Genomic DNA, 12,775 nt, shown 5'->3' on the forward strand with positions numbered 1-12,775 from the left:
AAGATACTCTTCCTAATAACAATGAATATTTCCTCTTACAACCTTAGACATTAACTTGCATTCAACAAATGGAATATGCGTATGGTTCGATTAACCTATTTCATGAAGCGAGGTGTCCCGCGTGAGAACAGTTGCGGACTATTTGGCAGAAACTCTGCATAATTTAGGCGTTACTCATGTCTTTGGTATTATTGGTAAATCCATCTGTCCTGCCGTCCTGAAGATGGTAGATTATGGATTAGAATTCATTCCAGGCCGTCATGAATCCAGCTCAGGATTTGCCGCATCCGGGTATGCATTACAGACGGGTAAACTTGGCGTTGCCTTTGCCACATCCGGTCCAGGCGGAACCAATCTGCTTACGGCTGCAGCCCATGCAAAGGCCAACAATCTGCCCGTACTGTTTATTACGGGTCATCAATCCATTCAGGAACTGGGGTTACCGCAGTGTCAGGACTCCTCTTCCTATCTGGCCGATCTGGCCGAGATGTTCAGGCCTGCTACGTTATTCAGCAAATTGGTTGAGCGTGGAGATCACTTCGGCACACTGCTGAATCATGCCCTTTCCATTGCACTCGGCCCCAATAAAGGCCCCGTTCACCTCTGTCTTCCTTTTGACGTACAAACCGAATTGTTATCTCAATGCCGGATTGTCATTCCCGAACCAGAACCTCTACTTAGCGTATCTAACCTGAATCGCATTCTTCCTCTCATTCAACAATCCAACCGCCCTTTAATTATTGCTGGTAAAGGTGTAAGTCGTGCCAGAGCCCATGATGAATTACTTCATTTGGCCGAATCGTTCAACATTCCCGTTATTACTACTCCTGGTGGAAAAGGAGCGATTGCGTGGGACCATCCCCTGTACCATGGACCTTGTGGTGTGGGTGGCTTCCCGCATGCAGACGACATGCTGAACCAAAGTGACCTTTATATCGTACTCGGTTCACGTCTGAGTGATATGACCCTCTGCAATCTGAAGCCTGAGAACCACCCGGCACACCTTATTCAATTTGACGCTGATTCTACGTTTGTGGGCAAGATACTGAGCGCTCAAACCTTACATATCACGGGTGATTTGAAGGAAAACCTGCAATATTTACTGGGTACACTGATCGACCATTCTGCTCCAACGAGAACCTTGACACCCCTGGATTACACTACTCCTTTACCAGATCTCCCCCATCTTTCTCTGGCTTCTGTGCTGGACGGGATGAGTGAAATGCTTCCGTACGATCATAAGCTGTTTGTCGATGATGGCAGCCATGGATTTCATGCGGTCCAGCGATATAAAGTCAAGAAACCAGGCAGCTTTGTGTTTGACGCGTACTTTGCATGCATGGGTAATGCCATTGGTATGGCGATAGGTGCTAAGGCCGCTTCACCAGGAGAGACCGTTGTATGCATCACCGGTGACGGATGTTTCATGATGCTGGGGACAGAGATCCATACCGCGGTATGCAACAATCTGAATGTCATTTTCATTGTTGTTAATAACAAACAACTGGACATGGCACTCAAAGGAATGGAAAAAACAACAGGCAGAATTGATGGCACAGTATATGAAGTGCCTATGGATGCAGCCAAATTTGCCGAATCTCTCGGTGCGGTTGCGTTTCGAGCAGAGACCCTTGCTGAGTTCTCATCTGCGCTGAACACCGCCCAGACGTTAAATCAGGTAACTGTTATTGAACTTCTGACGGATCGGGATGAAATTCCACCCACGGCTCACCGCACCGTAACTTTGAATTAGGAGGAGCAGATCATGAGTGAACATGTAGCTCAGGGACTCGACCGTTTTGCTAAACTTTCCGGGGAGTACGGTGCAAGAGCCCTAGCCCCCATCAAAGAACATTTTCCCGAGTTGTCTGAATTTATTATGGGGACGGCATACGGGGATATTTTTCAGCGCACCACGATTACGGATCAATGGAAGGAAGTTGCTATTATCTCTTCATTGATTACCCAAGGGCAGTATGAACAATTGGGGGTACATTACACAATGGCTCTGAGTGTGGGAGTGACGGTGGATCAGATCAAGGGAATATTGCTGCATCTGGCACCATGCGTGGGTGCCCCGCGCATTATTAGCGCATTTAATATTTTGCTGGCCACCTTGGATGAAATACAGTAATTCACTTTTCTACATTTTTATACACGATTCGACTTTTTTATTGATCTTTTTACATTCCTACCTTTATAATATGGTTAAATTATCCTTCGAACCAGCTCTCATCTTAGAAGCATTCAGCAGAGGTTCAATGGGGCTGTGTAACCATTAGCAGGATAGCCTTAACTCATTTAAAGGAGAGAGATCAAGCATGGGAAATTTCATTCTTAAGACTGACGTTCCAAACAAGGTGTTAAACATTGAACTGGAGGGTTCTTTCTCTCAAGAAGACGGTTTGCGTTCCATCTCGGCCTATCAGGATACGATCGCTCCTATTAACACCAAGGAGTATGACCTGAACATCGATTGCAAAAAATTGAATGTTACTGCTCCGGAGATTGTTCCTCTTTTGGAAGGCTGCCTTCAAATGTTCAAAAAAGATGAATATAAAAAAGTCGTGTTGACCCTCGAGAACAACGCGATTCTAAAAATGCAATTGTCCCGACTTGGTCGGTCTGTTGGCCTGGACAATCTCGAAATCATATCTACCGTTACCACTTAATAAACCAGGCGGACAAGCTGTGAATTCACCCTTCCGCTTAAGAGGAGAATGAAGATGGCCGGAATTCGTATTGTAGATATCGATATCTATCATCCAGCAACCAAGGTGCACAATGATTTTTATATTGAACATTTTGATGCAAGAGGTGTAGATATTCGTGGATTGTTAAAGGCACTTGGTCGTGATACACGTTATAAAATTGACAACGATGACGAAAACTCACTAAGCATGGCCTTTGAGGCAACCAGTAATCTACTGGAAAAAACCGGACTTACCGGTGCAGATATTGATCTGATTGCTTATGCAAGCCAAACGCCAGAATACATCTTTCCTACGAATTCCCTGATGATTCATCGCCTGATTAACGGAGCTTCTCACACGATCTGCATTGACAGTAATGCGAACTGTGCAGGCATGACTGCTGCTTTTGAACAGGTTAGCCGGCAGATGCTGGGCAATCCTCGAATTCGCCGGGCTTTAATCATTGGCTCTGATTACGTAGCTCCTCACGCCAGTCCCGATGATCCCGTATACTTCGCCAATTTTGGTGATGCAGCAGCGGCGGTTATTATAGAGCGGGATGAACAAGCTGTCGGTTTCATTGATTCCATCTATCAGACGGATACCTGCGTGTATGGCAATTCTCTTTTTCCTGCAGAAGGTTTGGCGAAGCTGGGCAAAACAGGTGTAGATGCAGGTGCCTTTCATGTGAAATTCATCCCATTTGATGATTCGATCTGTGTGGATGCCGCTTCAGAGTCCATTCGTACCTTGCTGACACGCAACGAGATTGGACCAGACGAGATCAGAGCCGCCTGCTTCTCTCAGCTATCCATTAGTAACATTCGGGCTGTATCCGAGAACGTTGGCATTGGTGATGATATAGCTGTCTATATCGGAGATGAGTTCGGATACACATCAACCAGCAGTCCATTCATCGCATTGCATCGAGCGGTTACAACCGGGCAGATTCAGCGTGGTGACAAAGTCTTGTTCTGGACCGTTGGAGCCGGGTGGCAAAATGTTGCCATGGTGGTTGAATACTAGGCCTTAATTCGCCAAAATTATAACCAGGACGATCCTTTTTCTTTTCAAAATGGGTCGTCTTTTTTATTAGAAAGCAACCCCAATTTCAGCATAAACACTTCTTCCAGTTCTCTATTACTCCAAAACAAAAAGCAGCCCTCACCGGACTGCCAGGATCCTATTTCCACCTTTTCAAAATATCTTCTTCGTATCCCGATCGTCTTTCAGAATCTCCACGGCCTCACGGAACCGTAACGAATGCACGATCTCCCGTTCCCGCAGAAACTTCAGACTATCCTGCAGATCCACGTCATCGGTCAGATCGATTAACCATTGATATGTAGCCCTGGCTTTCTCTTCTGCTGCAATATCCTCATACAGATCCGCAATCGGATCTCCCTTTGAAGCAATGTATGCTGCAGTAAAAGGTACACCTGAGGAATTCGTGTAAAATAAGGCAGAATCGCGCTGAGCATAGTTCGGCCCGAGTCCCGCTTCCTCCAATTGTTCCACCGACGCATCCTTTGTTAACTTGTAGATCATGGTGGCAATCATTTCCAAATGGGCAAATTCTTCTGTGCCGATATCATTTAATAGCCCTATAATTTTATCCGGAATGGTATACCGCTGGTTCAAGTACCGCAGAGCTGCCGCCAGCTCACCATCCGCTCCCCCATATTGTTCAGCCAGCAATTTTGCCATATGAGGATCACATTTGCTAACCCGAACAGGATACTGCAATTTTTTCTCATACACCCACATGCAGAGCCCTCCTTTTTGAATAAAATCGAAATTGCTGGCATATTCCCCGAGTCCCCGGCGTTACACTGTTGCACGGAAACCCGAGGCGTTATTTCAAACCTGCCATGGCCATGGTGTCTGTGACCACTCCCATGGATATTTGGAGAATGCATGGCCAAAGTTCATCAGCGGTCCGTACAATTGTTGAAATTCATGTGCAACTCTCATGCGCTCCTGACTGAATTTGTTGTACTGTTCAATACTCTGAAAATCACCCGGATGGGTGTCCAGATACAGGTTCAGCTCAACTAATACAAAATCCAGTGCCTGGAGCTCCTCTAACATCTCATAATACCTTGCATCACAGGCTTTGGGCACTTCAGGCTCCATCCGATTCCACCTTCCTCCCTTTGGATCTCGCTGGTGTATAAGGGCTGTACAATGCTGGCCACAACGTTCCGATTCTTAAAGCTTCCGCCGGGCTGTACTGCGGCCACCCCATAGGCTGAAACGGAATAAATAATTGCGGAGGAACCAGATACGTTCGAATCTCTACAGGCGGACAAGGATCAAACGGTCCCACAAACGGAACGTATGCTCGAAGCTGCGGATCTTTCACAGAACAACTCTCCTTTCTCAATGTTCACATGTATGCAACATCCATTTTAATCGATTGTTTCCCGTCTCTATATCCATATGTTTCAGGTTGGTAAGTTAATCCACTTTAAGCTGACACATCAAAAAAAACCTCTGAAAGTCCACCATAAAGGCGGTACTTACAGAGGTCTGTTTGAGGTTTTTTTTATTGTGTGGACTGATCTTCCGAATTTATGTTTTGAGAGTTTTGAGAGTTTTGAGAGACAGATTGCTTGTACACTCGAACCCGGGTAATTCGCAAGCGAGTGGCTTCTTCCACTTCAAAAACGTATCCATTCAGTTCCTTGGTTTTGCCCTTAGCTGGACTACCTCCAAGTTCTTTAAACAGCCATCCGCCAATGGTATCCACCTCTTCATCCTCAATGATGGCACCGGTCCACTTATGAACTTCTTCAATAAGCGAACGACCATCAACGGAAAATGAATCCCCGCTGCGTTCCATATGCGGACGCTCATCCTCAAACTCGTCATACAAGTCTCCCACGATCTCTTCCAGAATTTCTTCCGCAGTCAGCAATCCAGCTGTGCCGCCATATTCATCCACAACCAGCGTCATCTGAGAATGTTTCTTCTGCATCAGACGCAGCACATGGCTGATCTCCATGGATTCGGGAACATTCAAGATGGGACGGACAAGTGAAGCCAGATCATGTTGTTGCTCCGGTTTAGCGAGCAGCAGATCGGTGATATGGATAAACCCAATGATCTCATCCTTGTCTTCGACTGCCACAGGATACCGGGAATGTTTGGTTGCATTAATAATCTCCAGATTTTCCTCCAAAGACATGTGGGTATACAAACAATCCATATCGGTACGAGGCAGCATGACTTCACGTGCCAGCATATCGGAGAAATCAAAGATGTTATCCATCAGTTTGATCTCATCCTTATCAATGACCCCGCTTTTGGCACTCTGCTTCATCAGAATACGAAGCTCATCTTCCGAGTGAGCTTCTCCTTCACTGGCAGGTTCGATCCCGGCCAGACGCAGCAATGCATTGGCCGATATATTCAATACCCAGATGAACGGGAAGAAAATTTTGTAGAACAACAGCAGAGGTGCTGATAAGAACAATGCCACTCCGTCTGTTTTTTGAATTGCCAACGATTTAGGTGCAAGCTCACCCAGCACGATATGCAGAAACGTGATGATACAAAAACCGATAATGACAGATACCGTCGATATAAGCCCTGTATCTCCTACACCAAGTTTAAACATCAGTGGCTCCACGAGCAATTCGGAGATGGCCGGTTCTCCCAGCCACCCAAGTCCAAGCGATGTCAGCGTAATCCCAAACTGCGTTGCCGATAGATAGGAATCCAGTTTACTATTCACCTTCAATGCATAACCAGCCATACGGTTTCCTTCACTCTGCAATTGAGTTAAGCGTGTCTGCCTTACTTTCACAAGAGAAAACTCTGCTGCAACAAATACGCCATTCAAAAATACGAGCAAAAAGACACAGACCAGATTAAATACCAGCTGCCCAAGATGAAATTCGGTATGAATATCCAAGTTGAAACTCCCCTTTTCTATCTATTTCAGGAATACACCTGGAATATCAACGTGTGATTGCCTTTCTTGATTTGAAATCCACACCTTTGTAGTACATATCTGCCACCAGCAGGTTTGGCCCACAGCAAGAAGCCATATCGCAATGGCAGTTAACTGTCTGATTGAGCGGATGTTCTGCTGACCACTCATGGAACACATCATCCAGCTTACGATCTCGAATATTGCCAAACGCCGGGATATCCGCAAAATCCGTCACGTACACATTGCCTGTAAACATGTTAACGTTCACGCGGTTGCGTCCATCCGGATCGTTGCGTACCGTCACATTTGGTTCGCTGTACAGTCGGTTAATCAGTTCCCGATCCTGCTCTGCTGCACTGCAAGCGAAGAACGGTAGTGTTCCGAATAGCATCCACATATCCTTGTCACGCACATCAAGCAAACGATGAATCGCTGCTCTCATATGGTCCAGTGATAACACGGGCAACGACGAAGCGAAGTTTGAGTTATACATCGGATGTACTTCATGACGAACACAGCCCATCTCACGAATCAATTGGTGAATCCCATCCAGCTTGTCGTGCGTACGGAAGTTAATCATGGACTCCGCAGAGATAAACATGCCTGCTTCACTCAATTTGCGGGAATTTTCAATCATTTTCTCATACATCTTCACTGCTACTTCACGTTTCACAGGTCTGCCACTATTCGCAAATCCAACCTGATGGAAATCGTCAGCATTCAGATAGTTGAAAGATATATGCATCACGTCCAGGTAAGGTAACAGTTGCTCATACCGGCTGATATCCAGTGTTAAATTCGAATTGATCTGGGAACGAATTCCACGTTCCTTGGCATATTTGAGCAGTGGGATGATCATCTCATCCACTGTTTTCTGGCTAAAGCTTGGCTCGCCACCCGTCAGACTAATCGTCTGCAGATGCTCCACTTCATCCAATCGTTTCAGCATCAGAGGGAGCGGAAGAGCCGGCGCTTCACGCATCGTAAGCATATCTCCCACCGCACAATGCTCACACCTCATATTGCACAGATGTGTCACGGTCATTTCTACACTGGTCAGCACATGGCGTCCATATGTACGCAGAGAGCCAATCGGATCCCACGGATCATTCGTCGGCGATAAAGGCATCGGTTGTATCGATCCTGAGTTTAGCATGGTCATTGTTCTTCACCTTATTCCTTTTATTAACCTAAAAAGTTTTATTTACATCATACCTGGTGTTCCTCTTTTTGGAGTTATCTTTTATCATAGCACAATTTTCAATGTTCCGGCATATGTGGACCCTGTCCATTACATGACAAAAAACGCTCAGGCAACTCTGGACCGAATCACGAAACGGCCCGGATATTACGACATGAGCGTTAATCATCTTTCAAGTTGTTCAGCTTTCCACCTGTTCATTTTGGGCCGCTGAAGGTGTATCCTCCACACCTTCTACACCTGTGATCATCACAGACAGAGCCGTCAGCAGGTTAATTTCATAAGGGGAAGATAATGTCTGGCCGTCCGCATCTTTGAGAACACGGATAAGCGGACGTTGAGGAACACGTGAATGAATAGATGCAACTACCCCAACCTCTCCTGTACTCAGCTTGACTGAAATACCAACCGGGTATATTGCGACACAATCCCTGAACTTCTCCAGCATCCGCTGTTCATAGAGGGTTCCTGAGCCTGTATACAGTACCTCGACGGCCTGATGCGGCAGCAAGGCTTGCTTGTACACCCGATTTGTCGTCATGGCATCATAGGAATCAGCAAGCGCAATCCATTTGGCATATTCATGAATCTCCTTGTCTTTCAACCCGAAGGGATACCCGCTACCATCAATTCGTTCATGATGCTGCAATGCACAATGCGCAGATAGAAGCGGTATGCCTGGTTCATCTTTGAGAATACGGTGCCCATATGTAGTGTGCTGCTGAATGATTTTGAATTCCTCGTCACTCAATCTGGAGGGTTTATGCAAGATTTCTGGTGCAATCTGTGTCTTGCCGATATCATGCAACAAAGCACCCAGACCAATCTCCATTAATTGCTGGCGTGTATAACCCGAAGCGACACCAAGAACCAGTGTGTACACACATACATTCAGCGAATGATTATACAGGTCAAAATCGCTGGCGTTCATGTCCATCAGCATAATCATGGCTTCCTTCTGACTGCCGATGTCTTCCAGAATGGCATTCATCACACCACTGAGCGCTTTACCGAAATGAGGAATCTGACTTTTGGTTTTCAGTCCTGACATGCTCTGAAATTGCTGTTTGATTTCTACCAGTGCCTTCCTTCTGGTCTCTTCCTGCAACATATCAGGAACAATGATGTCCTCTGTCGCAGCATCTTTAATATACACATAACCGACTCCGAGATCCTTGAGACGTCCAATCAACCGACTGGTTAGCTCTACATCCTCACTAAGTAATACAAGGCCTTCTTCACTATAAATACGTTTCCCCAGCTTCATGCCAGGCTGCAATAAGTTTATATGTACTAAACGCACAGCCTATCCTCTCCCGCTCCGTAGATGTAATTACCACTAGCCGCCGCTTCAGCAGAAGGCAAGTACTTTTAATTTAGCTTTGACGCCATCGGGCTCGCAGGCTGTCGTCCAGAGCCCCTGGTCGTTTTATTTCCGTTTCCAGCAAATCGCGTATGAATTCCGGAAGATGATAGAGCGTACGGGATCCTTGAGCCAGAGGAGGATACCCCACATTGAACGTAAACATGTCCAGTGTTCCAACGATATACTCACCTTGTTCGTCCATCGGCTTCCCATTGATGGATATGGTCTGGATCTTCTCATAGGCAGGCGCATGTGGATTGTATTGAACTTCCATTCCGTCGATACATAATGTACCTAGAATTTGACCACGAAAACCAAATCCCACAATAGGCTTACCTGAATAATCGTCCAACAAGGACTGCTCAAGTGCTTCACGAATATGACTTCCACTCAAGCATATTGTACAAGCATTTATAGGAGATGGACATAGGGAATGCAACATTCCTTTTGTAATATTACCTTGTGGAAGATCTCCGAGAAGCTGGCCTGCATTCACCAGAGACAGCTGGGCCCCCGTGAAATGACGAACAGCTTGTGCAAGCAATGTTGCAAACGGGGATTCTCGGTCATACGCGATGGGCAACACCCGATCCGTTATCACTGCCGTCTGATTAAGTGTCCTTTCGGCTTCCGTACGATTCGTGGCAATTGCCAGCGCGACATGATCATCCAGTAATGTACGCTTGGCAGCCATACAACCGCTACTTACCAGTTGGAGAGGTTCTCCCACGCTTGTTCGTTCAAGAACCACTTTCCCAAGCCATTGGCCAAATTTCCCGGCTGCGCCCAGCACGGTCTGACCAATGACTAGTGGTTCTTCGAGAACATGATGGGTATGTCCACCGAGGATAACATCAATTCCAGTAATCTGCTCCGCCAGTCTCCGATCTGTCGAAAGTCCCAGATGTGAAAGAATAACCACCACATCCACTTCATCACGTAATGCTTCCACTTGTGGTCTTAGTGACTCCACAGGGTCCAAAACATCCCACCCAAGCAGTTCGTAAAACGTGGTAAATGGCGCGGTTGCCCCCAGCAGACCAACGCGAAATGGACCTTTCTCCACAATCAGAGAAGGTTTCATCCATACGGGCGGAAGACCCGTATCTTGCTCCACAACATTGCCGCATACCACAGGACACAGAAGTCCAGCGTAGGATTGTGAGAGCTGATCTGGCGTAAATGTCAGTCCTTCGTTATTACCAATTGTAATGGCATCGTAGCCCGTCAGGTTAATAACATCAACATTAGCCGTACCCAGCGTTCCCTCTGTTTCAACGGCCATCCGGTCCATATGATCGCCGATATCCAATACAAGGATGTTGCCACCTTGGTCACGTTCTTCATTGATCATAGCGGCGATGGTGCTCATGGAGCCAAAGTGGCTATGGATGTCATTGGTGTGCAGAATCGTTAATGTTTGCTTCTCCCTGGTGCTCATCACACCGCCTCCCCTGCTCTTCAATAAACGTTCATTCTTCTAATGGATAAGCATAACATTTTCCGCTTCGTTATGATATATTTAAAGGGTTTAGAGAACAAAAAGAGGTGAGTCCTATCTATGAAATTGACAATTCAACTATTTGCAGGCATTGCAGAACGTTTAAATACATCCCTTCTGGAGTTTGAGTATATTGGAGACATTCCAACCGCTGCCGACTTAAAAGAAAAACTGAGTCTGGCCTACCCCGAAGCAGCTTCTCAGATAAAGACATCCTTTTTGGCAGTTAACCAGCAATACGCTCCTGCCGATACTATACTTAGCTCAGAAGATGAACTTGCGTTGATTCCTCCCGTCTCTGGAGGCGATGGTACAGATATTTCCGATGAGAAACATCGCTCTGCCTCCCTGGAGCATCGGACTGAAGATGGCTTATTTCTAATCACAGAGTCCACCTTGTCTGTGGAAGCAACAACCGCATTAGTGATTACACCGAATCACGGGGCAGCTCTTACTTTTGTAGGTACGACTCGTGAAATGACTGGTGAACAGCGCACCGTCCATCTTGAATACGAGGCCTATGTGCCGATGGCTCTTTCTCAGATGGCGGCCATTGGTGTGGAAATCTCCGATCGCTGGCCTGGTGTGTTATGTGCAATCAGTCACCGAATCGGCAAAGTGGATGTGGCAGAGATTAGTGTAGTCATTGCCGTTTCCTCGCCTCATCGCAACGACTGTTATGATGCAAGCCGTTACGCCATAGAAAGACTCAAACAGACCGTTCCGATCTGGAAAAAGGAAATCTGGGAAGATGGATCTGAATGGAAGGGACATCAATTAGGACCATGGAACCCCATGGAGGACTAAACAATGAGCCTTTACACCTTTTAGACAGAGTGGGTTAATAGTAAATAAGTCGTTGTCAACCCATTTTTTTCTTGTTATTATAATCATATGTGTCGATATTAGTCGAGAAAAGGTGGTTTATACGTGAGAGTGCATGTTACTGATCTTAAACCGGGTGACCTGTTAAAAAATGATGTATACAACAGTTCGGGTCTCCACATGCTGATGAAAGGTTCCACCCTCAGTGAAGATGACCTATCCAAACTGCTGCAACATGGAATCGAGTACGCAGATGTAGAACACACAACATCCGACCTACACTCTGATGCACAAACCTTACCTTCCGATCAAACCCGTCTGTTAACTAACTTGTTTAACGATACGATCAAAGGTACTGAATCTCTATTTCAACAAGCGATGGAGAAGGGTTTTATTGATGAGACACAGGTCGATGAGATTTTGCTTACCCTAACGGGACAGTTGGAAAAACAAAAAGATGTTGTCTCCTTGTTACTTATGCTGGACGGGGATAGCGATTATACGTATAACCATTCATTGCAAGTCGGAATGCTCGCTTTTTATATCGCCGGCTGGATGGGTTATAACCCCGAGGAATGTCTAACGGTAGCCAAAGCAGGATATCTTCATGATATTGGCAAGTCCAAGATTCCTTCTGAAATGTTACATAAACCTGGTAAATTGACCACAGAAGAATTTGATGAAATGAAGAAACACACCTTCTATGGGTACGATATCATTAAAGAATCCACTCAGGATGAAATTCTGGCAACGGTGGCACTTCAGCACCATGAGCGCGAGGATGGAAGTGGTTATCCTCATGGACTGCGTGGAGACGAGATCCACCCATATTCCCGTATAACTGCTGTAGCAGACGTTTACAGCGCCATGACGACCAATCGGGTATACCAGACCAAACAGGAACTCATCTCTGTTCTGTGTGAATTGTACAGCCTTAGCTTCGGTCAGCTAAATGCTGAAGCAACGCAGGAACTGATCAAACACATGCTGCCTAATTTTATCGGTAAAAGGGTTCTGCTCACCACGGGTCAGACGGGACTAATTGTGATGAATAATCCTGCAGATTACTTCCGACCACTCGTTCAGACCTCCACGGCCTTTATCGATTTAGCGAAAGAAAGAGATATTGCTATTGTTGAGATCTATGTACAGTAACTGTTCATTGTAGACAGCATGCATACGAAGAACCAAAAAGAAGTAACTTAAATAACCAACTTACATGTTGGCATATGACAAAAGGGAAGCCGTA

13 protein-coding genes are annotated in these 12,775 nt (G+C 46.0%); 6 read left to right on the forward strand and 7 right to left on the reverse strand.

Annotated elements, in window-relative coordinates:
• The first annotated feature begins 121 nt into the window (after positions 1–121).
• The 4 genes from ACE3K2_RS27190 (at position 122) to ACE3K2_RS27205 (ending at position 3,719) form a co-directional block, all read left to right on the forward strand.
• The gene (locus tag ACE3K2_RS27190) at positions 122–1,753 is read left to right on the forward strand and encodes a thiamine pyrophosphate-binding protein (protein ID WP_421897475.1); all 1,632 of its coding nucleotides are present in this window, start codon (positions 122–124) and stop codon (positions 1,751–1,753) included.
• Positions 1,754–1,765: 12 nt separating this feature from the next.
• Positions 1,766–2,134 carry a carboxymuconolactone decarboxylase family protein gene (locus ACE3K2_RS27195; RefSeq protein ID WP_421897478.1) on the forward strand — a complete coding sequence of 123 codons (369 nt, stop codon included), beginning with the start codon at positions 1,766–1,768 and terminating at the stop codon, positions 2,132–2,134.
• Between the two features lie 187 nt (positions 2,135–2,321).
• A complete protein-coding gene (locus ACE3K2_RS27200) occupies positions 2,322–2,672 on the forward strand; it encodes a hypothetical protein (RefSeq protein WP_062833535.1) in 351 nt (116 codons plus the stop codon).
• A gap of 54 nt (positions 2,673–2,726) precedes the next feature.
• Complete coding sequence (locus ACE3K2_RS27205; protein WP_421897481.1) at positions 2,727–3,719, forward strand: 3-oxoacyl-[acyl-carrier-protein] synthase III C-terminal domain-containing protein; 993 nt, start codon at positions 2,727–2,729, stop codon at positions 3,717–3,719.
• A 171-nt stretch (positions 3,720–3,890) separates the two neighbouring features.
• On the opposite strand, the gene ACE3K2_RS27210 is transcribed toward ACE3K2_RS27205, so the two are convergent.
• The 7 genes from ACE3K2_RS27210 to ACE3K2_RS27240 all read right to left on the reverse strand — a co-directional run bounded on the left by ACE3K2_RS27210 (position 3,891) and on the right by ACE3K2_RS27240 (position 10,641).
• On the reverse strand, positions 3,891–4,460 hold the full coding sequence (locus tag ACE3K2_RS27210) for a manganese catalase family protein (protein ID WP_091014606.1): 570 nt from the start codon (positions 4,458–4,460) through the stop codon (positions 3,891–3,893).
• 93 nt (positions 4,461–4,553) lie between these two features.
• The gene (locus tag ACE3K2_RS27215) at positions 4,554–4,829 is read right to left on the reverse strand and encodes a spore coat protein CotJB (protein WP_421897485.1); all 276 of its coding nucleotides are present in this window, start codon (positions 4,827–4,829) and stop codon (positions 4,554–4,556) included.
• Entirely contained in the window at positions 4,819–5,058 is a 240-nt protein-coding gene (locus ACE3K2_RS27220) for a spore coat associated protein CotJA (RefSeq protein ID WP_253432997.1), read from the reverse strand. Before ACE3K2_RS27220 ends, ACE3K2_RS27215 begins: the two co-directional genes overlap by 11 nt.
• 183 nt (positions 5,059–5,241) lie before the next feature.
• On the reverse strand, positions 5,242–6,612 hold the full coding sequence (locus tag ACE3K2_RS27225; protein ID WP_421897488.1) for a hemolysin family protein: 1,371 nt from the start codon (positions 6,610–6,612) through the stop codon (positions 5,242–5,244).
• 46 nt (positions 6,613–6,658) lie between these two features.
• A complete protein-coding gene (yfkAB, locus tag ACE3K2_RS27230; protein WP_421897491.1) occupies positions 6,659–7,795 on the reverse strand; it encodes a radical SAM/CxCxxxxC motif protein YfkAB in 1,137 nt (378 codons plus the stop codon).
• Positions 7,796–8,015: 220 nt separating this feature from the next.
• Positions 8,016–9,137, reverse strand: a complete 1,122-nt coding sequence (locus ACE3K2_RS27235; protein ID WP_421897494.1) for an HD-GYP domain-containing protein — start codon at positions 9,135–9,137, stop codon at positions 8,016–8,018.
• A gap of 73 nt (positions 9,138–9,210) precedes the next feature.
• On the reverse strand, positions 9,211–10,641 hold the full coding sequence (locus ACE3K2_RS27240) for a bifunctional metallophosphatase/5'-nucleotidase (protein ID WP_421897497.1): 1,431 nt from the start codon (positions 10,639–10,641) through the stop codon (positions 9,211–9,213).
• Positions 10,642–10,761: 120 nt separating this feature from the next.
• On the opposite strand from ACE3K2_RS27240, the gene ACE3K2_RS27245 reads away from it, so the two are divergent.
• On the forward strand, positions 10,762–11,508 hold the full coding sequence (locus tag ACE3K2_RS27245; RefSeq protein ID WP_421897500.1) for a molybdenum cofactor biosynthesis protein: 747 nt from the start codon (positions 10,762–10,764) through the stop codon (positions 11,506–11,508).
• 123 nt (positions 11,509–11,631) lie between these two features.
• Positions 11,632–12,681 carry an HD-GYP domain-containing protein gene (locus ACE3K2_RS27250; protein WP_421897503.1) on the forward strand — a complete coding sequence of 350 codons (1,050 nt, stop codon included), beginning with the start codon at positions 11,632–11,634 and terminating at the stop codon, positions 12,679–12,681.
• Positions 12,682–12,775: the final 94 nt, after the last annotated feature.

Source organism: Paenibacillus sp., assembly GCF_048976745.1.
Taxonomy (GTDB): Bacteria; Bacillota; Bacilli; order Paenibacillales; family Paenibacillaceae; genus Paenibacillus.

What these genes read in the sequence shown, in the direction of transcription:
- ACE3K2_RS27205 (WP_421897481.1), top strand. Translation starts at nt 2,727, where the DNA reads ATGGCCGGAATTCGTATTGTAGATATCGATATCTATCATCCAGCAACC.
- yfkAB (WP_421897491.1), bottom strand. Translation starts at nt 7,795, where the DNA reads ATGACCATGCTAAACTCAGGATCGATACAACCGATGCCTTTATCGCCG.
- ACE3K2_RS27195 (WP_421897478.1), top strand. Translation starts at nt 1,766, where the DNA reads ATGAGTGAACATGTAGCTCAGGGACTCGACCGTTTTGCTAAACTTTCC.
- ACE3K2_RS27210 (WP_091014606.1), bottom strand. Translation starts at nt 4,460, where the DNA reads ATGTGGGTGTATGAGAAAAAATTGCAGTATCCTGTTCGGGTTAGCAAA.
- ACE3K2_RS27245 (WP_421897500.1), top strand. Translation starts at nt 10,762, where the DNA reads ATGAAATTGACAATTCAACTATTTGCAGGCATTGCAGAACGTTTAAAT.
- ACE3K2_RS27215 (WP_421897485.1), bottom strand. Translation starts at nt 4,829, where the DNA reads ATGGAGCCTGAAGTGCCCAAAGCCTGTGATGCAAGGTATTATGAGATG.
- ACE3K2_RS27240 (WP_421897497.1), bottom strand. Translation starts at nt 10,641, where the DNA reads ATGAGCACCAGGGAGAAGCAAACATTAACGATTCTGCACACCAATGAC.
- ACE3K2_RS27200 (WP_062833535.1), top strand. Translation starts at nt 2,322, where the DNA reads ATGGGAAATTTCATTCTTAAGACTGACGTTCCAAACAAGGTGTTAAAC.